Annotated in this window: 21 protein-coding genes; 5 read left to right on the top strand and 16 right to left on the bottom strand. The window is 64.2% G+C overall.

Features of this window, described 5'->3' with window-relative positions; all coding sequences use genetic code 11:
* Positions 1-2: 2 nt before the first annotated feature.
* The 3 genes from JKV55_RS03310 to JKV55_RS03320 all read right to left on the bottom strand — a co-directional run bounded on the left by JKV55_RS03310 (position 3) and on the right by JKV55_RS03320 (position 2,163).
* Complete coding sequence (locus JKV55_RS03310) at positions 3-317, bottom strand: MocE family 2Fe-2S type ferredoxin (protein ID WP_202082323.1); 315 nt, start codon at positions 315-317, stop codon at positions 3-5.
* A gap of 24 nt (positions 318-341) precedes the next feature.
* Positions 342-1,427: a fatty acid desaturase family protein gene (locus tag JKV55_RS03315; RefSeq protein WP_202082324.1), complete on the bottom strand. Its 1,086-nt coding sequence runs from the start codon at positions 1,425-1,427 to the stop codon at positions 342-344.
* A 118-nt stretch (positions 1,428-1,545) separates the two neighbouring features.
* Positions 1,546-2,163, bottom strand: coding sequence for a helix-turn-helix domain-containing protein (locus tag JKV55_RS03320; RefSeq protein WP_202082325.1), 618 nt, complete (start codon positions 2,161-2,163; stop codon positions 1,546-1,548).
* A 43-nt stretch (positions 2,164-2,206) separates the two neighbouring features.
* Here JKV55_RS03320 and JKV55_RS03325 point away from each other — a divergent pair, with 43 nt between their 5' ends.
* The 3 genes from JKV55_RS03325 to JKV55_RS03335 all read left to right on the top strand — a co-directional run bounded on the left by JKV55_RS03325 (position 2,207) and on the right by JKV55_RS03335 (position 4,685).
* Positions 2,207-2,899 carry a B3/B4 domain-containing protein gene (locus JKV55_RS03325; protein WP_202082326.1) on the top strand — a complete coding sequence of 231 codons (693 nt, stop codon included), beginning with the start codon at positions 2,207-2,209 and terminating at the stop codon, positions 2,897-2,899.
* 140 nt (positions 2,900-3,039) lie between these two features.
* Positions 3,040-3,681, top strand: coding sequence for an FMN-binding negative transcriptional regulator (locus tag JKV55_RS03330; RefSeq protein ID WP_202082327.1), 642 nt, complete (start codon positions 3,040-3,042; stop codon positions 3,679-3,681).
* A 113-nt stretch (positions 3,682-3,794) separates the two neighbouring features.
* On the top strand, positions 3,795-4,685 hold the full coding sequence (locus JKV55_RS03335; RefSeq protein WP_202082328.1) for a dihydrodipicolinate synthase family protein: 891 nt from the start codon (positions 3,795-3,797) through the stop codon (positions 4,683-4,685).
* Between the two features lie 611 nt (positions 4,686-5,296).
* On the opposite strand, the gene nhaC is transcribed toward JKV55_RS03335, so the two are convergent.
* The 4 genes from nhaC to gcvA all read right to left on the bottom strand — a co-directional run bounded on the left by nhaC (position 5,297) and on the right by gcvA (position 10,812).
* A complete protein-coding gene (nhaC, locus tag JKV55_RS03340; protein ID WP_202082329.1) occupies positions 5,297-6,826 on the bottom strand; it encodes a Na+/H+ antiporter NhaC in 1,530 nt (509 codons plus the stop codon).
* A 181-nt stretch (positions 6,827-7,007) separates the two neighbouring features.
* The gene (gene hglS / locus JKV55_RS03345) at positions 7,008-8,363 is read right to left on the bottom strand and encodes a 2-oxoadipate dioxygenase/decarboxylase HglS (protein WP_202082330.1); all 1,356 of its coding nucleotides are present in this window, start codon (positions 8,361-8,363) and stop codon (positions 7,008-7,010) included.
* 86 nt (positions 8,364-8,449) lie between these two features.
* Positions 8,450-9,703, bottom strand: coding sequence for a 2-aminoadipate transaminase (locus JKV55_RS03350; protein ID WP_202082331.1), 1,254 nt, complete (start codon positions 9,701-9,703; stop codon positions 8,450-8,452).
* 224 nt (positions 9,704-9,927) lie between these two features.
* Positions 9,928-10,812 (bottom strand): transcriptional regulator GcvA, encoded by an 885-nt coding sequence (gene gcvA / locus JKV55_RS03355; RefSeq protein ID WP_202082332.1) that lies wholly within the window; start codon positions 10,810-10,812, stop codon positions 9,928-9,930.
* A gap of 125 nt (positions 10,813-10,937) precedes the next feature.
* Here gcvA and amaB point away from each other — a divergent pair, with 125 nt between their 5' ends.
* Together amaB and amaA are read left to right on the top strand one after the other, a co-directional pair.
* On the top strand, positions 10,938-12,431 hold the full coding sequence (gene amaB / locus JKV55_RS03360) for an L-piperidine-6-carboxylate dehydrogenase (protein ID WP_202082333.1): 1,494 nt from the start codon (positions 10,938-10,940) through the stop codon (positions 12,429-12,431).
* Between the two features lie 170 nt (positions 12,432-12,601).
* Positions 12,602-13,882 carry an L-pipecolate oxidase gene (amaA, locus tag JKV55_RS03365; protein WP_202082334.1) on the top strand — a complete coding sequence of 427 codons (1,281 nt, stop codon included), beginning with the start codon at positions 12,602-12,604 and terminating at the stop codon, positions 13,880-13,882.
* Positions 13,883-14,011: 129 nt separating this feature from the next.
* Here the strand turns inward: amaA and JKV55_RS03370 are convergent, their stop codons facing one another.
* From JKV55_RS03370 to JKV55_RS03410, 9 genes are all read right to left on the bottom strand, one after another.
* The gene (locus JKV55_RS03370) at positions 14,012-14,548 is read right to left on the bottom strand and encodes a TroA family protein (protein ID WP_202082335.1); all 537 of its coding nucleotides are present in this window, start codon (positions 14,546-14,548) and stop codon (positions 14,012-14,014) included.
* 3 nt (positions 14,549-14,551) lie between these two features.
* A complete protein-coding gene (locus JKV55_RS03375) occupies positions 14,552-15,736 on the bottom strand; it encodes an AAA family ATPase (protein ID WP_202082336.1) in 1,185 nt (394 codons plus the stop codon).
* Between the two features lie 139 nt (positions 15,737-15,875).
* Positions 15,876-16,538 (bottom strand): dienelactone hydrolase family protein, encoded by a 663-nt coding sequence (locus tag JKV55_RS03380; RefSeq protein ID WP_202082337.1) that lies wholly within the window; start codon positions 16,536-16,538, stop codon positions 15,876-15,878.
* Positions 16,539-16,741: 203 nt separating this feature from the next.
* Positions 16,742-18,232: a CoA-acylating methylmalonate-semialdehyde dehydrogenase gene (locus JKV55_RS03385; protein WP_202082338.1), complete on the bottom strand. Its 1,491-nt coding sequence runs from the start codon at positions 18,230-18,232 to the stop codon at positions 16,742-16,744.
* A gap of 52 nt (positions 18,233-18,284) precedes the next feature.
* Positions 18,285-19,628, bottom strand: coding sequence for an omega-aminotransferase AptA (aptA, locus tag JKV55_RS03390; protein ID WP_202082339.1), 1,344 nt, complete (start codon positions 19,626-19,628; stop codon positions 18,285-18,287).
* A 146-nt stretch (positions 19,629-19,774) separates the two neighbouring features.
* Positions 19,775-20,686, bottom strand: a complete 912-nt coding sequence (locus JKV55_RS03395) for a LysR family transcriptional regulator (protein ID WP_202082340.1) — start codon at positions 20,684-20,686, stop codon at positions 19,775-19,777.
* Between the two features lie 187 nt (positions 20,687-20,873).
* Positions 20,874-22,391, bottom strand: a complete 1,518-nt coding sequence (locus JKV55_RS03400) for a tripartite tricarboxylate transporter permease (protein WP_202082341.1) — start codon at positions 22,389-22,391, stop codon at positions 20,874-20,876.
* On the bottom strand, positions 22,391-22,834 hold the full coding sequence (locus JKV55_RS03405) for a tripartite tricarboxylate transporter TctB family protein (RefSeq protein WP_202082342.1): 444 nt from the start codon (positions 22,832-22,834) through the stop codon (positions 22,391-22,393). Before JKV55_RS03405 ends, JKV55_RS03400 begins: the two co-directional genes overlap by 1 nt.
* A complete protein-coding gene (locus JKV55_RS03410) occupies positions 22,834-23,817 on the bottom strand; it encodes a Bug family tripartite tricarboxylate transporter substrate binding protein (protein WP_202082343.1) in 984 nt (327 codons plus the stop codon). Before JKV55_RS03410 ends, JKV55_RS03405 begins: the two co-directional genes overlap by 1 nt.
* Positions 23,818-23,951 lie beyond the last annotated feature (134 nt).

The raw sequence follows: 23,951 nt of genomic DNA on the forward strand, positions 1-23,951 counted from the left end.
CCTCAATCCAGGCAGACGTAGACCCGGCCGCCTTCCACTTTGGCAGCATAGGTCTTGAGGTGGACGCAGGCGGGAGCGTTCTTGGCCTCGCCGGTCTTGTAGTTGAAACGGCCGTTATGCTTGGGGCACTCGATGATGTCGCCCATCACCAGGCCGTCGGCCAGGTGCACCGCCTCGTGGGTGCAGAGCCCGGCGGTGGCGAACACCTCGTCGTCCGGGCTGCGGTATATGGCCAGGGTCCGCTCGCCGCGGTCGACCCGAATGACATCCTCTTCGTCGATATCGTCGAAGGCGCACACGTCTATCCAGTTGCTCATCTTGCTCTCCTCCCCCAGGGGGACTTACAGGGAATGGGCCGGCCGCAGGTCAGCGTCGGCGGGTGGTTCGGCCGCCGCCGGCAGCGGCCGGTCGACGAAATAATCCGGGTCCTGGCGCTGGCGCCACAGGGCCGGCACCAGTTCGCACAGGGCCGCCCAGGTGCTGGGATACACCGGCGGCAGATCGTGCTTTATCTGCTCGTGCAGGGCCGGCAACGCGTGATAGGGCACCATGGGGTACATGTGGTGCTCGGTGTGGTAGTTCATGTTCCAGTAGATAAAGCGGAACACCGGGTTCATGCGGATGGTGCGGCTGTTCTTGCGGTGATCCAGTACGTTGTCGGCCAGGCCGGCGTGCTGGGTCAGCCCGAACAGGTAGGCCAGCCAGGCGCCGTACATGGTGGGCAGCACCCCCACCAGCATCACCGGCAGCCAGGACTGCAGCCCCACCGCCAGCAGCAGCACGGCCATCTGCAGGGCCAGGTACATGCGCGCCTGCTGGAACACCTTGGGCCACTCCATCTCGGGAATGAAGGCCCGCTCGTCCTCGGTGAGCCGGCCGCCGCTGTGGCGCAGCAGGCTTTGCAGGGTGCCCAGCACGGCGGGAATGGCCAGCATCCCGAGCAGGTGGCGCAGCACCGGAGTGGGACGGGGCGCGTTAATCTCCGGATCCAGGCCGACGATGATGGTGTCGGTGTGGTGGCGGGCGTGGCTCCAGCGCCAGACGGAGGGCTCGCGCAGGATCATGAAGCTGGCCTGGCGATAGACCAGATCGTTCATCCAGGGGGTGCGGAAGGCGGTGCCGTGGCTGCACTCGTGCCAACGGGCGTCCGACGCCGAGCTGTACAGCACGCCATAAACCAGAAAACAGGGCACCGCCAGCCAGCTGCCCCAGGCCAGCACGCTCAAGGTAGCGAACAGCAGCAGCAGCGCCCACCACAGCAGGGTGTCGCGGATGGCGCTGCGGTCCTGGCGCTGCATCAGCGCCTTGAGGGTTTTGCGCGGTACCGGGGTCTGGTACCACCGGGCCGAGGCCAGGCCCCGGGCCACCGCCTCCCGGGCGCTCGGGCCGGTGAGGCGGTAGTCGCGTGTGCTTGCGGATGCGGTCATGGTGTTGTTCCTGTCTGTGGTGCGGCCCAGGCGGGCCCCTCGACAGGAAAAGTAAACAAAACGTTAACCGTTAGACAGCACGGCGTTGATGCAAAAGCATCAGGGCCCGTTCATGCCCTCAGGGCTGAGCCGTCCGGCCGTGCAGCTCGGCCACCGTCATCGAAAACACCAGCCCAAGCTCGCCCTCGTTCGCATAGTGATGGGGCACATCCGTTCTGGCCACCGCCGAGCAGCCGGCGGCGACGAGCAGCTCGGTCTCCCCCACCCTGAGCGTCAGCTGCCCCTGCTCGACATGGAACAACTCGACGGTACCCGGTGGATGTCCGGCGGATTCGAAGCGCTCGCCGGGCTGCATTTCCCAGCGCCACAGCTCGATCATGTCGGGTCCGCTGGTACCGGCGAGCAGGCGCGCGGAGCCGCCACCAGGGCCGGTCCAAAGGGTGGCGATGTCCTTGTTTTCAATCAGGTGCACCGAAGGTGCGCTGGCCACGTTGACAATGTCCGCCACCGACACCCCGAGTGCCGCCGACACCTTGCAGAGGATGGCGATACTGGGATTGGCGCTGCCCTTCTCGATCTCGACCAGCATGCCCTTGCTGACCCCGGCGCGCCGGGAGAGTTCGTCCAGGGAGAGCTTCTGCCTTTTTCTGTGCGCCTTGAGCCGGGTGGCGACGGCCTGGCTGACGGTCTGAACATCGGCGCCCGGATCGGTCGATATATTGACTTTATTGGTCATCGGTCGTTAGCATGGAATAAATTGGTCATTAGAGGATTCTGCAATGCACACCGTACTGCCGTCAATAGATCCCGCTATCGCCGCTCTGGCGCCCGGCTTTCGCGCTCTCAGCATCAGCGTCGATGCAGCCGAGATCATCAACCCGCACATCGGCGCCGACGCCCTGAATCGCGCCTGCCAGTCGCTGAGCACGGGAGGCGCGCCCTGGGCCGAGGCGCACCTGCAGGCCTGGGCCGAGGTGTTCAGGCGGTTCGGCGCCAAGCCCCAGCGCACCCCCTGCTCCGCCGAGGCCCTGCTCAAGCGGGTACGGCGCGACCAGCAGTTGCCGAGCATCGATCCGGTGGTCGATCTGTACAACGCCATCAGCATCCAGTACGCCGTTCCCGTCGGCGGCGAGAACCTGGCGGCCTATGCCGGCACGCCCCGGCTGGTCGTCGCGGACGGCACCGAGCTGTTCGACACCATGAAGGACGGAGCGCCGGCTCACGAATCCCCCGAACTAGGGGAAGTGGTATGGCGTGACGACATCGGGGTGACCTGCCGGCGCTGGAACTGGCGGCAGGGAGTGAGGACCCGGCTGGGTGCCGACGCCAGGCAGATGTGGTTTATTCTGGAAAGCCTGCCGGCCATGCCGCTGGCTGCACTGCACCAGGCAGGCGAGCAATTGATCCAGGGATTACACCTTATGATGCCGGGTGCCACCATAGAGTCCCGGCTGGTCGGCGTCGAGGGCTAGCAACAGCGTGTTGCTGGTAACGGGCACGGGTTACCGTTATGAATAAAAACCTGAGTCGAAAGCCCATTGTTTTATTAAAAGGAAGGCTGACAGGAGGGTGTTTGCTACTCTCCTCTCTCTCAGCCTGTCTTGGAGCAAATATGTATTTACCCGTCCATTTCAATGAATCCCGAACCCAGATACTGCACGAATGCATTGAAAAGCATCCGTTCGGAACCCTGATCACCCATGGCAAGCATGGCCTGGATGCCAACCACCTTCCCTTCGAGCTGGTGGCGAGTGAAGGCGAACAGGGCGTATTAAAGGCCCATATCGCACGGGCCAACCCGATATGGCAAGACGTCGAGAATGGCGACCAAGTGCTGGTGGCTTTTCGGGCGGGCGATGCCTATATCTCGCCCAACTGGTATCCGACCAAACACGAGTCGCACCGACAGGTACCCACCTGGAACTATAGGGTTGTCCACGCCCATGGCCGTATCCACTTCCTCGATGACGAAAAGTATGTGCGGGGCGTGGTGGCCAGGCTGACCCGCACTCACGAAGCATCGCAACCCTCACCCTGGAAGATGGCGGACGCTCCCCGAGACTACATCGACGCTTTGCTCGAGCAGATCATCGGCCTGCGGATCGACATCATCCGCCTCGTCGGCAAGCACAAGCTTGGGCAGGACGAAGTAGAACAAGACAGACTGGGTGCCGGCCAGGCGCTCAGTGCCTGTGGAAACCATGTGATCGGCGAGGCGATGCTCGCCCAGGTGCCGGGCACAAAGAATGAGTAAATAACGGCTGCCGATACCGCAACATCGGCAGCATGCCCTGGATGATGGGCGTCGGTGTTCAACCACGGGGCAGCCAACCCTTGTCAGCAACTTTGTTACCAGGAGAATCGACCATGTTTGCAGGCCTCAGTGCATTTCCCCTCACCCCCATGAACGAGAGCGGCATCGACGAAGCCGCCTTTATCCGCCTGGTCGAACGCCTGGCCGGCGCCGGGGTCGACTCCATCGGCGTGCTCGGCTCGACGGGGAACTATGCCTACCTCACACGGGCCGAACGGGCCCGTGTCGTGCAGCTGGCGGTGCGGCACGCGGGGACGGTGCCGGTGATCGCCGGCATCGGCGCCCTGCGCACCCGCGCCGTGCAGGAGCTGGCCGAAGACGCCCAGCAGGCGGGGGCCGCCGGCGTGCTGCTGGCGCCGGTGTCGTACCAGAAACTGTCGGACGACGAGGTGTTCGGCCTGTACCGGGACGTGACCCGCACCCTGTCCGTGCCGCTCTGTGTCTACGACAACCCCGGCACGACCCACTTCACCTTCAGCGACGAGCTGCACGGCCGGATAGCGGGGCTGCCGCGGGTGGCTTCCATCAAGATCCCCGGCGTGCCGGACGACGCCGAGGCCGCCCGGGCCCGCGTCGAGCGCCTGCGCGCCCAGCTTCCCCCGCACCTGACCATAGGCATCAGCGGCGATGCCCTGGCCGCCAGGGGGCTGAACGCCGGCTGCGAGGCCTGGTATTCGGTAATAGGCGGCCTCTTCCCCCAGACGGCTCTGGCCATCACCCGGGCCGCCCGGGCCGGCGACGCCCACGGGGCCCTGCAGTTGTCCGACCGGCTGCAGCCAAAGTGGGAGCTGTTCCGCCAGTACGGCAGCCTGCGGGTCACCGCGACCGCCGCCGAGCTGCTGGGTCTGGTCGAGGCGCCCAGCCTGCCGCTGCCGCTCAACACCCTGGCCGGGCACGACCGGCAACGGCTCGCCGAATGGCTGGCGGAGCCGGCGTTGGCGTAAGGTCTCCGCAGGGAAGGCGGCCCGCGTAGGGATTATGTCCGAGGCTGGCGCGTTGCTTTCCTGGCCAGGGGTTCGCGCTGCGCGCGAAAGCAGGCGGGCCGCCTGCGCCCCAGGAGCAGGTTTGTGCCACGTAAACGGGCACCTACCGGTGAGATGTCGCGCTGCCGGTGTGATGGCCGGGCATTCCTTCTAAAGCACCTGTGACCGAATGGGGCGCGGGCTGAACCGGCAACGCCAGCAATCCGTCCAGGGTGACACCGGCGGCATTAAGCCGCACCTCGCGCCGGACCACTGCCCCATCCATAATCCACCTCCTCGCGCTGGCAGGCGATGTCGCCGTTTGCCCAACCGCCCGGCCCGGGCCCGCGGCGCCCCTCCTCTTTCAACTATGGCATCGGGAGGGCGGTGACGGTGCTCGCCGGGCGAAAGGGGCTGAAATTTATCATTAGAGATGGGCAAGCCAGGAAGCGCCGCCGGGCGGCGAAACAGCGCCCGACGGTGTGACTTCAGGACGGAAAGGCGAACTGCACCCCTTCGCGCACACCCGCCGAGGGCCAGCGCTGGGTGATGGTCTTGCGCCGGGTGTAGAAGTGCATCCCACCCGCCTGGCATCAGCTCTTGAGCGCTTCGCCGGCGCCGAGCCGCCCGGCCGCCGCGCCGTTGCTACCGCCCAGATCGGCGATCAGCTCACCTTTTTCCGCCCACTCCCGGCGCTCGGCCTCGCTGGCGCGCGGCGAAAACCAGCCGCAATACGCATAGGCGATGCCCAGTATCGGCGACAGCCAGCAGGCGAAGGCCAGGGGGATGTACAGCAGGTTCTCGATATTGCCTTCGGCGATGCCGAGCCCGAGCACGGCGATGACGAAGGCGCCGCCGGCATTCCAGGGGATCAGGGGGGAAACCAGGGTACCGCCTTCCTCGATGGCGCGGGACAGGTTCAGGGGCGAGTAGCCCATGCCCCGGTACACCGGCGCATACATCCGGCCCGGCAGGGCGATGGACAGGTAGGGGTCGCCGGCCACCAGGTTAGTGGCAACGGAAGTCCCTATCGCCGCCGTCTGCACCCCGGCAAAACCGCGTACCTTGCCGATGATCACCTTGATGATGGCTTCCAGGCAGCGGGTCTTTTCCAGGGCGCCGCCGAAGCCCAGCGCGATCAGCACCAGGGAGATGGTCCACATCATCGACTGGATGCCGCCCCGACTGAGCAGGCTGTCTATCTCGCCGACGCCGGTGCTGATCGAATAGCCGCTGTTGCCGTAGGTGAAAATGTCATGCAGGCCCACGCCCTGCACCAGCATGGCGGCAGCCGAGCCGGCCAGCACGCCGGCAAACAGCGACGGGATCGGCGGCATGCGCTTGACCGCCAGCACGATAACCAGCAGCGCCGGCAGCAGCAGCCAGGGCGAGATCACGAAATTTTGCTGCAGGGAAGCGGTGATCGCGTTGATCTTGTCGAAGGAGGCGCTCTCCGGACCGATCAGGGAAAAACCGGCGAAGAGATAGATGACAAAGGCAACCAGCATGGCCGGGATGGTGGTCGGCAGCATGTTCTTGATATGGGAGAACAGATCGGTGCCGGTTACCGCCGGGGCCAGGTTGGTGGTATCCGACAGCGGCGAGATCTTGTCGCCGAAGAAGGCCCCGGACACCACGGCGCCGGCGGTCCAGTACATCGGGATGTCGAAGCCCGCCCCGATGCCCATCAGCGCCAGCCCCACGGTGCCGACGGTGCCCCAGGAGGTGCCCAGCGCCAGTGACACGACCGAGCAGAGGATCATGGCCGCCGCCAGGAACAGCTGCGGCGAGAGCACGGTCAGGCCGTAATAGATGAGGGTGGGGACGGTACCGCTGGCAATCCAGACCCCTATGGTCATGCCGACACAGATCAGCACCGACACGGACGGCAAGGAAACGTGGATAACGTGGAAGATGCCCTCCTCTATCTGGCGCCACCTCAGGCCGAGCGTGATGCCGAGCAAGGCGGTGATGGCCAGGCCGATGGCCAGGGGGATATGGGGCGTGAAGTCGCCGAAATAGAACAGCTGGACGCCCAGCACCAGCAGGGTGAGGACGATGGGGGTGAGTGCCAATGGCAGGCTCGGCAGTTTGCAATCTGTTGATGTTATTGATTTATTCATATTATTTCTCCCTGTGGAGTATCCACTCGATAGTCGGTTACGATCCCTGGGTTCACTGCCATCCAAGTGCAGCGGTATTGGGAACGGCGATTTAACTTGTGCTGTCGTTGCTTACCTCTTCGGTGTTGGTCTGAACAGGGGGAAAGAGACGGCATGGCCGCCCCCTTCCCCGTCATAGTGGTTATTGGGCCAATGCCTGCAGCGTCGCCCGGTAGGAGGACGACTCGCGCTCGGCGTAGAGCGCCAGTTCATCGATTACCGTCGCGCCCAGCGCCTGCTCGAAGGCGCCCCGGTTGGCATTACCCTCGTAGGCCTCGCTCTGGCCGCCGCCGAGATTGGACTGGAAAATGCCCGCCGCGCTCACCGGCAGAAAGTCCTCGTAAGTCATCGGTTTGGCCGTGGCCAGGCCGCGTTCGATCAAGGCTTCCATGTCCCGGCTGTCCACGCCGGCGGCGGCTTTGCCGGCGGCCGTCGGCCGGTAGTCGAAGAAGGCCAGCCCCTGGCGGCGCAGCTGCGCCTCGTCATCGGGGAAGTCGGCGAACACCTCCGCCAGCACCTGCTGATGGCTGGCGTTGTCGAGCCCCGTCGTCCGCCCGCGCGACTCGGCAAGCAGCCGATCATAAAGCGCCCGCCCCTTGGCGGTCAGCGCAATGCCGCGCTGCTCTATCTCGCCGAAACGCGCGGTGTGGGAGCCCTGTTGTTCACCGGCGAAGCGAATGGCTTCATCCAGCGCCTTGAAACTGGTCTGGCGCAGCAGGATGGGGCAATTGCGGCGGGGCGGCCCCTCGATGACGTCCTTGGGGTCCATGCCCGCCGCCGGCATGCGCTGTTGTACCGCGTCGATATCGAGCGTGCGGGGGGTCAGGTGGTTGATGTGCGGGCCGCGAAAGCAGACCACGTCGGCGATCAGGCGATGCTCGGTGTGCAGGGCATGATAGGTGTCGAGGTCGACGGTAGCGTCCCGGTGCCAGCGAAAGGTCTCGATGGCCTCCGTCACAAAGCGCTCCGCCTGCGACTCGGTCAGCCCGCCCTGACGTTCGTGCGCATCGATCAATTCCCGCGCGCCCGGCGTGAAGATGTCCCGCGCGGCGAGGATGGCGGCGGCCCGCTCGCGCAGGTTGGGATCCTCGATAAGTTCCAGCCGCAACAGCGAGGTGAAGATGCGGAAGGGATTGCGGGCCAGGGCCGTGTCCTCTACCGGGCGGAAGGCGGTGGAATGCACCGGCACGCCGGCCTCGGAAAGATCGTAATAACCGACCGGATACATGCCCATCACCGCAAACAGGCGGCGCAACATGGCCAGCTCACCGGCGGTACCGACGCGAATGGCGCCATGGCGTTCGACGCCGAGCCGCTCCAGCTCGCCGCCCTCCGCCAGGCGTTGCGCCAGGGCGGGATGGTTGGCGAGGGTTTCCCGGTTCACCTGCTCCACCAGCTCGAGCAGGGTGGCGTATTGCGGCACCTCGGCCTGGTACATGGCCGACATGGCGCCGGCAAAGCGGTCGCGGATCTCGTCACAGGATAAATAGGTGGTCATGCTTCATTCGTCTCCGTTGTTCCTATCGGGATGACATTGCTGTCTTGGGTAAATCGGGGTTGTCCATCGTGCGCCCAGCCGGGCTATCATGGGCGCAGCGTCTCCAGCGCCCGCTCCAGGCAGGCCAGCCCTTCAGCCAGCACCTCTGGCTCGGTGGTCAATGGCGGCAACAAGCGCAGGACGTTGCGGCGACGACCGCTCGGCATCAGCAGCACTCCCAGTTCCCGGCCCGCATCCAGCAGGGCCGCCAGATGCTCGCTGCCCGTGGCGTTGGCGGTGTCTTCGAAAACGATGCCGCGCATGGCGCCGATCCCGGTCAGCCGGCCCAGCATGGGGTAGCGCCCCGAGGCCCGCCAGGCCTGGTATGCCGCCAGAGTGGCCCGCTCCTGGCGCGCACCCCACAAGCGCAGTTGCTGCTCGCTCATCAGATCCATCACTACCCGGGCCGCGGCACAGGCCAGGGCGTTGCCCGAATAGGTGCCGCCCAGCCCGCCCTTGGGCAGGGCATCCATCAGTTCCGCCCGGCCGGCCACCGCCGCCAGCGGCAGCCCGGACGCCATGCTTTTGCCCATCAGCAACAGATCCGGCTCCACCCCGAGGTGGGAAAAGGCGAAGCGGCTGCCGGTGCGGCCGAAGCCCGACTGGATTTCGTCGAAGACCAGCAGGATGTCGTGGGCATCGCAGAGCGCGCGCAGGCGGGCGGCGAAATCGGCACACAGCAGGCGGAAGCCGCCCTCGCCCTGCACCGGCTCGACGATGATGCAGGCCACCTCTTCCGGCGGCAGTTCGACCTCGAACAGGCGCGCCAGCGCCGCCATGGCCTGATCGGCGCCAACATCGCTATCGCGGCTCGGGAAGGGCAGGTGGTACACCGGACCGGGCAAGGCGCCGAGACGATGCTTGTATGGCTTGACCTTGCCGTTCAGGTTCAGCGCCGCCAGGGTACGGCCATGGAAACCGTCGTCGAAGGCGATCACCCCCTGCCGGCCGGTGGCGGCACGGGCCACCTTGAGGGCGTTTTCGGTCGCTTCGGCGCCGCTGTTGGTCAGCATGCACGACAGCGGGTAGGACACCGGCACGAACTCGGCCAGTTGCCGGGCCACCGCCAGGTAACCGCGGTGCGGCACCGCGTTGAAGGCGGAATGGAGCAGCTTGTCGCTCTGGGCCCGAATCGCCTCGACTACCGCCGGATGGCCATGTCCCAGGTTGAGCACACCGATGCCGCCGACGAAATCGATGTAGCGCTTGCCCTGCTCATCCCAAACCTCGGCATTGCGGCCGCGTTCCATGCAGATGGGGTGGATCACGCCGAGCGACTGGCTGATGCATGCTAAATCCATATAGGGTCCCCGTTAACTCCTGAAGAAAGAGGTAACGATAAAAACAGACCCCGCCATGGGCCGCAAACGAAAAAAAAGGACCAATTCATTCCAAAAAATAATGAATTGGTTGATAGGTTGTTTTTTGTCCATCCGTTCAGGCACTTGGTGTGAAAGCGGACAACTCCTAGAACATGAATTGGAGGAATGTGATGACGGTGGCCGACGCCTGTCTCCTTCTGCCTTTATCGATGTTCCAGTATCCATTCGATAAAGTTTTTTACCTTGCCGACGTCGGCCTTGTGCTCCGGATAGGCCAGGTAATAGGCGTTGCGGCTGCGTAGCGAGAATGGCCAGGGGATGACCAGTTGCCCGGCCTGCAGCTCCTCCTCGGCCAGGAAGCGTGGCACCAGCGCAACGCCGCACCCCGAACGGGCCGCCTGCAGAGACATATAGAAGGTGTCGAAGCGTGGTCCGTGGTAGCTGTGGCTGGTGTAGCGCTCCTGGCCTTCAAACCAGTCGTGCCAGGCCTCGGGGCGCGTCGCCTGCTGCAGCAGCACCAGCCGGGTCAGCTCCAAGGGGTCCTGAATGCCTTCCGCGGGAATAACGGACGGCGAACAGACCGCCACCATTTCTTCATCCAGCAGCTTGAGGCATTCGGCTTTCGGCCAGGAGCCCTGGCCGAAAAAGAAGGCGACGTCGATGCGCTCCTCCTCGAAGTCGAACGGCTCCGTCCTGTTGTTGATGTTCAGGTAGACGTCGGGATGCCGGAAACGGAAGCCGTTGAGCCGGGGGATCAGCCAGCGCGCACCGAAGGTCGGCAGGGTGGTGACGTTGAGCACCTCGCTCTGGCCGCCGTAGGACTGCATGTAGCGCGTCGACATCTCGACCTGGGTCAGGATCTTGCGCACCTCGGTCAGGTAGAGCGAGCCCTCCGGAGTAAGCTGGAGCCGCTTGCGTACCCGGCGGAAAAGCGGGTGCTCGAGGAGCGACTCGAGCTGGGCCACCTGCTTGCTCACGGCGCTCTGGGTCAGGCTGAGTTCCACCGCCGCGCGCGTGAAGCTCAAATGACGTGCCGAGGCTTCGAAGCACTGCATGGCGGAGAGGGAAGGCAGATGGCGACGATTCATGCTTGGGACCCAAATCAAGAAAAAATGGAATGATATCGTTATAAAGCGTCGTTTGATCTAGATCAAGCCCGAAGGCAATACTGCCGGTGTTGTCTATCAATCTGGAAACATCATTAGGAGGATGAATGATTGACACCATTATGCAGCGCCTGGGCGTAGCCGAGTCTTTGTATCGCCAGGGGGATTACCCCGTTACCTCTCCCACCGACGGCGCCGAAATCGGCCGGCTCAGTTTTGAATCCGCCGAGGTGGTGGACGCCCGCATCGAACGTGCCCAGGTTGCCTTTGCAGCCTGGCGCCAGGTGCCCGCGCCGCGCCGGGGCGAGCTGGTCCGCCTGTTTGGTGAACAGCTGCGCCGCCACAAGGATGACTTGGGCGCCCTGGTCACCCTGGAGTGCGGCAAAATCCTGCAGGAGGGCCTGGGTGAGGTTCAGGAGATGATCGATATCTGCGACCTCGCCGTCGGCCAGTCCCGCCAGTTGTACGGCCTGACCATCGCCTCCGAGCGCCCCGGCCACCATATGCGCGAAAGCTGGCATCCGCTGGGCCCCATCGGCCTGGTCACCGCCTTCAACTTCCCGATGGCGCCCTGGGCCTGGAATGCCGCCCTGGCACTGGTGTGCGGCAACAGCCTGCTGTGGAAGCCGTCCGAGAAGACCCCGCTCAGCGCCCTCGCCTGCCAGGCCCTGCTGGAGCGGGCCATGGCCGAGTTCGGTGCAGATGCGCCTGACGATCTCAGCCAGGTCATCATCGGTGGCCGCGAGGCCGGCGAAAGGCTGACCGACTCTCACCAGGTGCCCCTGATCAGCGCCACCGGCAGCACCCGCATGGGCCGCGAAATCGCGCCCCGCGTCGCCGCCCGTTTCGGCCGCAGCATCCTCGAACTCGGCGGCAACAACGCCATGATCCTGGCCCCCAGCGCCGATCTCGACATGGCGGTGCGCGCCATCCTCTTCTCCGCCGTGGGCACGGCCGGACAGCGCTGCACCACCCTGCGCCGCCTGATCGTCCACCAATCACTGCGCGACGAAGTAATAGCACGGCTGAAGAAGGCCTATGCAGGCATCAGCATCGGCAACCCGATGGAAGGCAACCTGGTAGGTCCGCTGATCGATGCCCAGGCGTTCGACCAGATGCAATCTGTCCTGACCCAGGCGCGCCAGCGCGGCGCCACCGTGTTCGGCGGCGGGCGGCAACTGGCCGACGTCTACCCCAATGGCTACTACGTGGCGCCCGCCATCGTCGAGGTCGAGCGCCAGGACGATCTGGTCAGGAGCGAGACCTTCGCCCCCATCCTCTACGTGCTGAGCTATCGCGAGTTCGACGAGGCCCTGGCCATGAACAACGACGTGCCCCAGGGCCTGTCTTCCTGTATTTTCACCACCGATGTGCGCGAGGCGGAAGCCTTCGTCTCCGATATGGGCAGCGACTGCGGCATCGCCAACGTTAACATAGGCCCGAGCGGTGCCGAGATCGGCGGCGCCTTCGGCGGCGAGAAGGAAACCGGCGGCGGCCGCGAGTCGGGCTCGGACGTGTGGAAGATCTATATGCGGCGCCAGACCAACACCGTCAACTACTCCCGCGAACTGCCCCTGGCCCAGGGCATCAAGTTCGACTGACGCCCTGGCAATTGCGTTACGGAATAACTAGGGACATGATCCCGGGAACAGTGGCGCGACCCGCGTCGAACACCGGGCTCATGGCCGGGAAGCCTGGCTGTCGCTTGCGACTCGCCGGGTTTTCGCACTCTCTATCCTGCACAAGGGGAGATCGACATAAGGAGGTATGCATGAAAGAGAGATGCCTGTGGCATGACACTTCACCCGAGCCGGCGCCGGCGCTGGCTCCCCTGCAGGACCATCACACCACAGAGGTGGTGGTCATAGGCGGCGGTATCACCGGGCTCAGCACCGCCCTCCACCTGGCCGAGGCCGGGGTGGCGGTAATCCTGATCGAGGCGAGCGAGATCCCCACCGGCGGCTCGGGCCGCAACGTGGGCCTGGTCAATGCCGGGCTGTGGATACCGCCGGACGACATCATCAAGACCCTGGGCGAGGAAGACGGCGAACGCGCCAACACCCTGCTCGGCGGTGCCCCGGCGGAGGTCTTTGCGCTGATCGAACGCCACGGCATCGCATGCAACGCCACCCGTACCGGCAACCTGCACCTGGCCCACAACGCCAAGGGCGAACAGGAGCTGGCGCGCCGGCTTGCCCAGTTCCAGCGCCGCGGCGCCCCCGTGGAACTGCTTGAAGACGAAGCCTGCCACCAACAGGTGGGCACCCGGCGCATCCGGCGGGCCCTGCTCGACCACCGCGCCGGCACCCTCAACCCCGCTGCCTATACCCGGGGCCTGGCCCGGGCGGCGATGGCGGCCGGTGTGCGCCTGCATACCCAGAGCCCCGCCACCGGTATCAGCCGCCAAGGGGACGACTGGCAGGTGATGACACCCCAAGGCAGCATCCGGGCGCCCCGGGTGGTCATCGCCACCAACGCCTATACCGAAGATCACTGGAACCAGGTGCGCGACCATTTCTTTGCCGGCTACTACTTCCAGGTGGCGTCCCGCCCCCTGCCGGAAGCACTCGCCGGCGATATCCTGCCCGGCCGGCAGGGCGCCTGGGATACCCGCATGGTGCTGAGCAGCATCCGGCGTGACGCCGAGGGCCGCCTGCTGCTGGGCAGCCTGGGCCGCGGGGACGGCAAACCCTTGCCTTACCTGCGCTGCTGGGCCGATCGGGTGCAGCAGCACTACTTTCCGCAACTGGGCCGGCTCGAATGGGAATGCACCTGGACCGGACGGATCGCCTTTACGCCGGAACACACCCTGCGCCTGTTCGAGCCGGCGCCGGGCATAGTGGCGGTGACCGGCTACAATGGCCGCGGCGTCACCACCGGCACCATTGTCGGCAAGGGGTTCGCCCGCTACCTGACCACCGGCGATGACGCCCTGTTGCCGTTGCCGATCCGCAGCCACCAAGCGATACGCGCAAAGTCGCTGTTGAGCGCCGGTTACGAAAGCGGCTTCACCCTCTACCATACCGGGCAGTGCCTGCGCCTGGTGAGCTGAGGCTTAATGATGGCCGGGCATTCCGTTCGGGGCTCCAGCCGGAATGCCCGCTTCACCCTCAGGGCCTGGTTGAGGTGGCGGCGCATCAGGGCGGCGGATGCTTCGGCGGTTCAGGAGGTATGACGTCGATTAATTCTGTTTGTTTTCAAGGCAATGGCGCAGGGAGCAAACGGACTCATTGGTTGTTTTTTCCAACACCGGCCTGGGAAACAGCACGGCGTAGGCCGCCGGTTCGGTATGCCTGTCGGCCAGGCGGGGGTGAAGGCGCTGCTTGAGCTGCTGGCTGTTTTCGTGAGCGCCTATTCTTTCGCCCAACACTTCCAGCAGGGCGCCCTCCAGGCATTGGGGGCGCCAGAGGATAATGCCATAACCGGCCTGCTCCGCCTTGCGGCGTTCGGCCTGAGCCGGCGGAAGATCCGAGTCCAGCACCAGAATACGGCGGTCAAAATCACTGTTCCTGTGGGTTCGGATCACGTTGGTAATAATGTTGCCTGCCGAGCCGCCATCACCGGCTTCCACCTTGACGCTATGGCCGCTGCCTCTGGGGCAGAACAAGGTTTTCATGTGGGTAATAAAGGCCTTGTCGTCCGCGCCCTCACCCACGACCAGCAGCGTGGTGTGCGCCACCAGGTGCTTTTTTACGCTTCTGCCTTTGCGCTTGCTCATGGCTTATACATCCGGGACGGCGCCCAGGGCGCCGGCCATGTATTTGGCGTAAAGGTTGTCGTCGGCGCGCAGGCCCGCCATCTCATCCAGCCGCCAGGCAGTGGAGCACTGATCCTGCTTTTCGCACAGGTAAACCTGGTGCTTTTGCAAACGGTTGAGTACCTCGGGCGTGTGGCAGGTAAAGACGATCTGAGCCTGGTGCGGATTACTGTGCTCAAACCGGAACCAGTCGAGCATGATGGGCACCAGGTGCGGGTGCAAATCGTTGTCTATTTCATCGATCACCGCCAGGCCACCCTGATGCAACACCCTGAGCACCCGCTCCAGCAGCACAAAGGCCGACTGGGTACCGCTGGATTCCTCGAAAAAGGGCAGTTCAAACGCGTCCCCCGACGTAGTGCGATGCTCGCCAAAAGGCATGTAGAAACTTTCGGTTTTGCCGTCTTGGGTGGTGCCTTCAAGTTTTCTGATGGCCACGCCATCAAGCCCCAGGTCGAATTCACGCATCACCTCGGCCATGCGCGCCTTCAGCTCGGGCGCCTTTTCGTACAATTCGGCCGCATGTACCACGGCCCCATGCTGAAAGTGGCGCCGGCCACTACTGGCCACGTTGGTGACGATGCGGCGAAAATATTCAATAAAGGGCCTGGCTTCCTTGATGTCGTAGCTGTGCGCTGCCGCCAGCAGGGAAGCATTGGCGCGCAGGCTCTCGGCCTGCGCCCTGGGAAAGGGAAACCCTTTTTGCCGAAAGTGATACCCGTCCCCGCTTTGCTCGCGCTTGAACACATAGCTGAACTGGCTGCTGGTGCGAACAAAGAGTGCCTCACTCACCACCCTGTGCTCCTTCATCACCAGCTGATAGCGGTGTTCGGTGCCGTCGAGGATAAAATCAAGCTCCATCCGGGTTTCTTCTTCGGAGCAAAGCGCATGCGGCGCATAGACGATGTCCTGATCCGGATCGCTGTTAAGAAAGGAATCACAGATAAACCAGCTTAAAAACGCCAGCGGCTTGATGAACTGGGTTTTGCCCGAGCCGTTGGCCCCCACCACGGCGATAACCTTGTTCAGGCGAGCATCGGCCAGCTCGATATCATAGCCGGAAGGCGTAGGCTTCTTGCCCAGCGTGAAGTCGACGAGGGTGTCGTCGGCAAAGCTGTAGAAGTTGCTGAACCGAAGTGAAGCAATCATATTCTCTCAATTTCCACAAAGTTTTGTTGATTCTTTCACTTTAACAGCCAGCCTGGCAAGCCCTTACCGACAATTTTGGGTCGAGCACAAGGAACAAGAAGCGGAAGAAAGCGCAGGGTGGTACCTCGGCAATGCCGGCTCAATCCCGGCACAGATGGCGCACGAACCAGTCGATGGCCAACTGGATCACCCTGTCCAGCGTGCCCGGCTCTTCGAACAGGTGGCTGGCGCCCGCCACGGTTTCCAGCCGGGGGCGGCTCCGCATCTGTTGCGCCGCCTCGCGGTTAAGGCCGAGCACCTGATGATCCTCGCCACCAACGAGCAGCAGGGTCGGTGCCTGCACCCTGGGCAAGGCCGCGCCCGCCAGATCGGGCCGCCCTCCCCTGGACACCACCGCCGCCACCCGCCGGGGACGTTCGGCGGCCGCCAGCAAGGCCGCCGCGGCGCCCGTGCTGGATCCGAACAGCCCGAGGCGCAAGGCCCGGGTATCGGCCTCGCCGTCCGCCCAGTCGATGGCGCCGATCAGCCGCCGGGACAGCAGCGGAATATTAAAGCGGAACTCACGCGTCACCTCGTCGATGCGGTGCTCATCCGCCGTCAGCAGATCGAACAGCAGGGTACCGATACCGGCGGCATTGAGCCGCTCCGCCACCAGCCGGTTGCGCGGGCTGAACCGGCTGCTGCCGCTGCCATGGGCAAACAGCACCAGGGCCTGCCCTCCCACCGGCAACGCCAGAAACCCGTCCAGGGTGACACCGGCGGCATTAAGCCGCACCTCGCGCCGAACCACTGCCCCGTCCATAATCCACCTCCTCGCGCCGACAGGCGACGCCGCCGTTCGCCCCAACCGCCCGGCCCGGGCCGGCGGCGCCCCTCCTCTTTCAACTATGGCATCGGAAGGGCGGTGACGGTGCTCGCCGGGCGAAAGGGTCTGAAATTTATCATTAGAGATGGGCAGAAAAAGGAGAACCGCCGGGCGGCGAAACAGCGCCCGACGGTGTGACTTCAGGACGGAAAGGCGAACTGCACCCCTTCGCGCACCCCCGCCGAGGGCCAGCGCTGGGTGATGGTCTTGCGCCGGGTGTAGAAGCGCACGGCGTCGGGGCCGTAGGCATAGAGATCGCCGAACAGCGAGCGCTTCCAGCCGCCGAAGGAATGGTAGGCCACCGGTACCGGCAGCGGCACGTTGATGCCGACCATGCCCACCTGGATATTGTCGCTGAAGTAACGGGCCGCCTCGCCGTCGCGGGTGAAGATGCAGGTGCCGTTGCCGTATTCGTGGGCATCGATCAGCTCCATCGCCTGCTGCATGGTCGCCACCCGCACCACCAGCAGCACCGGGCCGAAGATCTCCTCCCGGTAACAGAGCATGTCCGGGGTGACCCGGTCGATCAGGGTGCCGCCCACGAAAAAGCCGTTGTCAAAACCGGGCACGCTCGGGTGGCGGCCGTCCACCACTATCTCGGCGCCCTGCTCCTCGGCGCTGTTGATATAGCCGACTACTTTTTCCATGTGCGCGCGGGTGATCACCGGGCCGAAGTCGTTGCGCTTGTCATTGAAGGCGCCAACCTTGAGGCTTTGCATCTGCGCCTTCATCTTCTCTATAAAGGCCTCGGCGGCCGCGTCGCCCACCGCCACCGCGACCGACAGCGCCATGCAGCGCTCGCCGGAAGAGCCGAAGGCCGCGCCGGTCAGGGCACTGACGGCGTTGTCCATGTCGGCATCGGGCAGCAGGATGGCGTGGTTCTTGGCTCCGCCCAGCGCCTGGCAGCGCTTGCCGTTGGCACTGGCCCTGGCGTAGATGTATTCGGCAACGGGAGTGGAGCCGACGAAGCTCACCGCCTGCACCCGCGGGTCGTCCAGCAGGGTGTCGACCGCTTCCTTGTCGCCGTTGACCACGTTGATCACCCCGGCCGGCAGGCCCGCTTCCATCAGCAACTGGGCGATGTACAGGGTCGAGCCCGGATCCCGCTCGGAGGGTTTGAGCACAAAGCAGTTGCCGCAGGCGATGGCCATGGGGTACATCCACAGCGGCACCATGGCGGGAAAGTTGAACGGGGTGATGCCGGCCACCACGCCCAGCGGCTGGAACTCGCTCCAGGAGTCGATGGCCGGGCCCACGTTCTTGCTGTGCTCGCCCTTGAGCAGCTCGGGCACGCCGCAGGCATATTCGACGTTCTCGATACCGCGTGTGAGTTCGCCCATGGCGTCGTGCGCTATCTTGCCGTGCTCCTCGCCGATCAGCCGGCAGATTTCCTCGGCATGCTCTTCCAGCAGTTGCTTGAAACGATACATGACCCGCGCCCGCTTCAGCGGCGGGGTGTTGCGCCAGGCCGGAAAGGCGGCCTGGGCGGCAGCGATGGCGTCCTCCACCCTGGCCTTGCCGGCCAGGGCCACCTGCTTGGCGACCTCGCCGGTGGAGGGGTTGAACACATCCTGGGTGCGGGTGCCGTCGGTCACGATGGCGCCATTGATCAGGTGGCCGATAATCTTCATCCATGTACCTCGCTTGATATGAATTTTTGTCTTTCGCGGCGGTGGCCGGGGCTCAACCCAGTTCGCCGATGGCCTCGCCCAGGGCGTTGACCAGCCGGTCTATCTCTTCCCGCTCCACGATAAAGGGCAGCCCCAGCTGGATGGTGTCGCCGCCGTAGCGCACGTAAAAACCCTTCTCCCAGCACTTCATCGCAATCTCGAAGGGGCGGCGCGCCGGCTCGCCGGGGTAGCTTTCGATCTGCAGGGCACCGGCCAGGCCGTAGTTGCGGATATCGCTGATATAAGGGGTGCCTTTCAGGCCGTGCAGCGCATTCTCGAAATACGGCGCCATCTCCTTCACGCGGGGAACGAGTTGGTCCTGCTGGAGGATATCGAGCGAGGCCAGCGCCGCGGCACAGGCCACCGGATGGCCGGAATAGGTGTAGCCGTGGGGCAGCTCGAGCAGGTAGTCGGGCCCGCCCTGCTCCATAAAGGTGTGGTAGATCTCGCCCTGGCAGATCACCGCCCCCATCGGCACGGCGCCGTTGGTCAGCTGCTTGGCCAGGTTCATGATGTCCGGCACCACCCCGAATTCCTCGGCGCCGGTCATGGAACCCATGCGGCCGAAGCCGGTGATCACCTCGTCGAAGATCAGCAGGATGTCGTGCTGATCGCAGATCTCGCGCAGCCGCTTCAAATAGCCCACCGGCGGCGGTATCACCCCGGCGGAGCCGGCCAGCGGCTCGACGATCACCGCGGCGATATTGGAAGCGTCGTGCAGCGCAATCAGCTCCAGCAGATCCTCGGCCTTGTCGGCGCCCCGCTCCGGCATGCCGCGGGTAAAGGCGTTTTGCTTCAGCAGGGTATGGGGCAGATGGTCGGCGTCTATCCCCTGGCCGAACAGGGCCCGGTTGGGGCCGATGCCGCCCAGGCTGATGCCGCCGAAGTTGACGCCGTGGTAGCCCTTGGCGCGACCGATCAGTTTGGTCTTGCCGGCCTTGCCCTTCTTGCGCCAGTAGGCCCGGGCGATTTTCAGGGCGGTGTCCGCGCTCTCGGAGCCGGAGCCGGTGAAAAAGACGTAGTCTAGGCCGGCGGGAGTCAGCTCGCGGAGGCGATGGGCCAGCTCAAACGCCTTGGGATGGCCGAACTGAAAGGCCGGGGCATAGTCCAGCTCGCGCAGCTGCCTGGCCACCGCCTCGGCGATCTCGGGCCTGTTGTGGCCGGCGCCGCAGGTCCAGAGCCCGGACAGGCCGTCGAAAATGCGGCGACCGTACACATCCCGGTAGTAGCCCCCCTCGGCGCCGACGATGATGCGCGGATCCTGTTTGAACTGGCGGTTGCCGGTGTAGGGCATCCAGTAGGCGTCGAGCTGCGCGGGGCTCAGGCCGGCGCGCTGCAAAATATCCTGTTTAGCCATGATCCAATCCCTGCTGCCGTTGATGGAAAGCGATAACAGGACCATTCTGGCGCCCGGTTTGGTTAAGTTAAATTCAAATGTATTTAACCATAGGTAAGCCAATGCTTAACTTTCCAGCCCGGGCACCAGGGCGGCAGGGGCGCCATTCAGCGGGGGGCTTGCAGGGAGTCGAGAAAGCTCTCCAGCAGCAGATTGGGGCGGCGTCCCTTGCGGGTCACAACGGCCAGCTTGGAGTCAAAAAACAACCGCTCCGGACACAGGGGCTTCATCTGCCCCTTGGCGACCCAGTTGGCGGCATAGTGATCCGGCAGATAGCCGATGTAGCTGCCGGTGAGGATCAAGAAAGCGATGCCCTCCCGGTCGGAGGCGGTGGCGGTGCAGTTCAGTTGCCGGTGCAGGCCCAGGACTTCCGTCGTCATGGGGTAGCCGGGCACCACGGCGTCGACCGAGCCCAGGGTGTCGTCGTCCGGCTCCACCTCGGCGTGAAACAACGGATGCTCGCGGCTGCAATACAGGCTGGAGCGCTCCTCATAGAGCAGGCGGTAGTCCAGGCCCGAAAGCGGCGTGGTCAGGGGAATGGCGCCCACGTGCAGGCGGCCGTCGAACAGCCCCCGCTCTATCTCGCCGGGGGTGCTCATGCTGATGTTGACCCGGATCTCGTCGCTGCGCTCGCGCAGCGCCTTCAGGGCGCGGGTGATCTCCATATGGGGTTGAGTCACCAGGTTGTTGACGATGCCGATATTGAGTTCGCCCCGCAATTGCCGGTTGATCTGGTTGATCTCGGCGCGAAAGTTCTCCACCGCGCTCAGCAGCACCTCCCCCGCCCGCAGCACTTCCCTGCCCTCGTCGGTCAGGGCAAAGCCCGCCCGGCCACGCTGGCACAAGCGCATGCCCAGGCGCTTTTCCAGATCGCTCATCTGCAGGCTCACCGCCGAACGGGTCACCCCCAGGGCGCTTTCGGCGGCGGAAAAGCTCCCGCACTCCGCCACCACCTTGAACAGGCGCAACAGGCGCAGATCGAAGTCGGTCACCTGGGACAAGAGTGTTTTTGATCTCATGGTTTTGCATTTACTCAACAAAAGCGAGGTTACTACAGAGTTAACTCAACCATGGCGCCGGTGCAAGCCTCGCCGGCTCCCTCGGTTACCGATGGCAAAGACCCGGCCTCCCGCACCACACACAAAAAAAGCCCCGCCATCACCGGCGGGGCCTTGCTGAACATCAGCAACAAACGAGATCTTCTTGTTATTCCACCACTTCGTGCGCGGCCTTCATCTTGCGGCGCAGCAGGGGGCCGACTACCACCGGCGCCAGCAGGCCGATGATGGCGATGCTCCAGATGGAGACGGAAATGGCGCTGTTCCACAGTATGCCGACATCGCCGCCGGACAGGCTCATGGCATTGCGCAGGTTGACCTCCATGGTGGGGCCCAGCAGGGTGCCCAGCACGATCGGCACCAGCGGAATGTCGAGCTTGCGCAGCACATAACCCAGCACACCGAAGCCGATCATCATGTACAGCTCGGTGGTCGAATTGCTGATGGAGTAGATCCCCACCACCGCCACCATGGTCACCATCGGCATCAGGTACTTGGACGGCACCGACAGTATCTTCACGAACACGCCGATCATCGGGATGTTCATGAACAGCAGCAGTATGTTGCCGAACAGCAGGGCGGCGATCACCCCCCAGACCACGTCGGCGTTCTGCTGGAACATCAACGGACCCGGCTGGATGTTGAGGGTAACCAGCATCGCCAGCAGCACGGCGGTGGTGCCGCTGCCGGGCACGCCCAGGGTCAGCATGGGTACCAGGGCGCCGTTGGCGGCGGCGTTGTTGCCGGCCTCGGGCGCGGCTATGCCGCGGGGATCCCCTTCACCGAAGTGACCCTTCTTGCCCAGTACCTTCTTCTCCAGGGTGTAGCTGATAAAGCTGCCCAGCGACGCGCCGGCCCCCGGCAACACCCCGGAAATAAAGCCGAGCAGGCTGCTCCGCAACGAGGTCGGCAGTACGCCGAGGATGTCCCTGGCGGTGAGCTTGAGTTTCTCCACCTTGATCATGTCCCGGTCCTGCTTGGCATGGGACTCGATAAAGATGAACAGCTCCGACACCGCAAACAGGCCGACGATGATGACGATAAAGTCGATTCCCTCGTACAGGTGGAGGTTGCCGTAGGTAAAGCGCTCCACCCCGGTGGTCATGTCGACGCCGATGGTCGACAGCATCAGCCCGAGGGCGGTGGCCAGCACCGTTTTCATCGGGTTCTTGCCGGTAATGCCGCCCAGGGTGGCGAAGGCCAGGATAAAGAGTGCGAAATACTCCGCCGGGCCAAAGTGCAGGGCGAACTTCGCCAGCAGCGGCGCCATGATGATAAGGCCAATCACCGCCAGGAAACTGCCGATGAAGGAAGCGATGGCCGACAGCGCCAGCGCCTCGGCCGCCCTGCCCTTGCGGGCCATGGGATAGCCGTCCAGGCAGGTCATCATGGCCGGCTCGTCGCCGGGAATGTTGAGCAGGATGGAGGAAATCCGGCCGCCGTACATGGTGCCGGCATAGACGGAAGTGAGCATGATCAGTGCGCTGTCGGCGCCCAGCCCCAGCGAGAAGCACAGCGGCATCAGGATGGCGATGCCGTTGGCGGGCCCCAGGCCCGGCAGGCAGCCGATCAGGGTACCCAGAAAGGCGCCGATCAGGGCATACATCATGTTTTCCGGTGTCAGGGCCACCGCAAAGCCCTGCATCAGCAACTGCAAGATATCCATCAGTTCATTCCCCACAAGGTGCCCACCGGGAGGGCAAGATCCAGCCCGTAGGTAAACAGCGCAAACATGAACACACTGCTGCAAAACCCGACCAGGGCGGCCGGCTTGAGGCTGGCGTTCATCCGCCAGGCCAGCAGGGTGACCGCCAGCCCCGCGGACAGGATGAAGCCCAGCGGTTCAAGGATGACGACAAAACCCAGCAGCACCGCCAGGATCAGCGCCAGCTCGACCAGGGTTTTCAGGGGCGGCCAGGCTTCGTCGGGATCGGGTTTTACCATCAGGTAGATACAGGAGATGGCCAGCAATACGGCCAACAGCGTTGGAAAGGCGGAGGGGCCAATGGCCCCGCCGCCGCCGAACGCCGGTTGAAACTCCTGGGCATGAAGGCCGTAAACCACGGCCAGGATCAAGCCCAGCAGCCCCAGGACGCGATCGTTAATCATTACTTGATAATCCCCAGTTCTTGTGAAAGTTGGCGCACTTCACCGATCTGTGCGTTGACGTAATCGGTAAACTCCGCCCCCGTCTTGTGGAAGGGGATCAGGCCGTTCTGTTGCATGACCTTCTTCCACTCGGGCGTTTCATACAGGTTGCTGAAGGTCTGCTGCCACCAGTTGTACTGTTCGTCGCTGATGCCCGGCGCCACATAGACGCCGCGGAAGTTCAGCCAGGTCACGTCAACGCCCTGCTCCTTGGCGGTGGGCACGGCGGTCAGCTTGCCGTCCAGCCGTTCGTCCGCCAGCACCGCCAGGATGCGCAGATCGCCGGAGTCGAAAAAGCCCATGGCTTCGGACAGATCGCCGGAGAACACGTCCACATGGCCGCCCACTACCTGCACCAGGGCATCGCCGCCGTTGTTGAACGACAGGTAGCGCAGATCCTTGAGCTCATCGACGCCGGCCCGCTTGGCGGTCAGCAGCACCCGCAGGTTGTCGTCGCCGCCGAGCGGGCTGGCACCGGCGAAAGTCACGCTGCCCGGGTTCTGGCCGATGGCATCGAGCACCTCGCTCAGCGACTGGTAGGGAGAATCCTTGCGCACCGCTATCACCCCCGGCTCGGCGCCCATGGCCGCGACCCAGTTGACCATGGAGGAATCCAGGCCCGGGTAGGCATTCTGGGCCAGGCGGGTAGTGGTGCCGGTACTGGTGGCCACGAACACGCCGGCATCGCCCTTGCGCTTGGACACGGTATGGGCATAGCCGACGCCGTGGCCGCCGCCGGGCATGTTGGTCACCTGGATATTGCCGCTGACGATGTCCAGATCATTGAGCGCCTTGCCGATGCTGCGGCAGATAAAATCCAGGCCGCCGCCGGGGCCGGCCGGGGCGATGCACTCGACCCGCTTGGGGGCTTCGAGCGCCATCACCTGGCTGGTGGAAAGCAGGCAGGCTGCCGCGGCTACCATTTTCAGACTGTTAACATGCATAGGTTCGTCCTTCCTTGTTACACACGATTTATCTCTCGGAGATAAGGGTTAAGCGCAGTACCAGGCCGAGGCCCCTCAACTAACTGTACATTTACGCCTTAAAATGCAATCTACTCCTGATTTAACGAGTCGTC

Source organism: Zobellella iuensis (assembly GCF_016746085.1).
Lineage (GTDB): Bacteria > Pseudomonadota > Gammaproteobacteria > Enterobacterales > Aeromonadaceae > Oceanimonas > Oceanimonas iuensis.

Coding starts and splice junctions, on each gene's coding strand:
- JKV55_RS03380 (WP_202082337.1), bottom strand. CDS start 16,538: ATGGACGGGGCAGTGGTTCGGCGCGAGGTGCGGCTTAATGCCGCCGGT.
- JKV55_RS03375 (WP_202082336.1), bottom strand. CDS start 15,736: ATGATTGCTTCACTTCGGTTCAGCAACTTCTACAGCTTTGCCGACGAC.
- JKV55_RS03335 (WP_202082328.1), top strand. CDS start 3,795: ATGTTTGCAGGCCTCAGTGCATTTCCCCTCACCCCCATGAACGAGAGC.
- JKV55_RS03400 (WP_202082341.1), bottom strand. CDS start 22,391: ATGGATATCTTGCAGTTGCTGATGCAGGGCTTTGCGGTGGCCCTGACA.
- JKV55_RS03325 (WP_202082326.1), top strand. CDS start 2,207: ATGCACACCGTACTGCCGTCAATAGATCCCGCTATCGCCGCTCTGGCG.
- nhaC (WP_202082329.1), bottom strand. CDS start 6,826: ATGAATAAATCAATAACATCAACAGATTGCAAACTGCCGAGCCTGCCA.
- JKV55_RS03310 (WP_202082323.1), bottom strand. CDS start 317: ATGAGCAACTGGATAGACGTGTGCGCCTTCGACGATATCGACGAAGAG.
- amaA (WP_202082334.1), top strand. CDS start 12,602: ATGAAAGAGAGATGCCTGTGGCATGACACTTCACCCGAGCCGGCGCCG.
- JKV55_RS03330 (WP_202082327.1), top strand. CDS start 3,040: ATGTATTTACCCGTCCATTTCAATGAATCCCGAACCCAGATACTGCAC.
- JKV55_RS03315 (WP_202082324.1), bottom strand. CDS start 1,427: ATGACCGCATCCGCAAGCACACGCGACTACCGCCTCACCGGCCCGAGC.
- amaB (WP_202082333.1), top strand. CDS start 10,938: ATGATTGACACCATTATGCAGCGCCTGGGCGTAGCCGAGTCTTTGTAT.
- JKV55_RS03370 (WP_202082335.1), bottom strand. CDS start 14,548: ATGAGCAAGCGCAAAGGCAGAAGCGTAAAAAAGCACCTGGTGGCGCAC.
- JKV55_RS03350 (WP_202082331.1), bottom strand. CDS start 9,703: ATGGATTTAGCATGCATCAGCCAGTCGCTCGGCGTGATCCACCCCATC.
- gcvA (WP_202082332.1), bottom strand. CDS start 10,812: ATGAATCGTCGCCATCTGCCTTCCCTCTCCGCCATGCAGTGCTTCGAA.
- hglS (WP_202082330.1), bottom strand. CDS start 8,363: ATGACCACCTATTTATCCTGTGACGAGATCCGCGACCGCTTTGCCGGC.
- JKV55_RS03405 (WP_202082342.1), bottom strand. CDS start 22,834: ATGATTAACGATCGCGTCCTGGGGCTGCTGGGCTTGATCCTGGCCGTG.
- JKV55_RS03395 (WP_202082340.1), bottom strand. CDS start 20,686: ATGAGATCAAAAACACTCTTGTCCCAGGTGACCGACTTCGATCTGCGC.
- aptA (WP_202082339.1), bottom strand. CDS start 19,628: ATGGCTAAACAGGATATTTTGCAGCGCGCCGGCCTGAGCCCCGCGCAG.
- JKV55_RS03410 (WP_202082343.1), bottom strand. CDS start 23,817: ATGCATGTTAACAGTCTGAAAATGGTAGCCGCGGCAGCCTGCCTGCTT.
- JKV55_RS03385 (WP_202082338.1), bottom strand. CDS start 18,232: ATGAAGATTATCGGCCACCTGATCAATGGCGCCATCGTGACCGACGGC.
- JKV55_RS03320 (WP_202082325.1), bottom strand. CDS start 2,163: ATGACCAATAAAGTCAATATATCGACCGATCCGGGCGCCGATGTTCAG.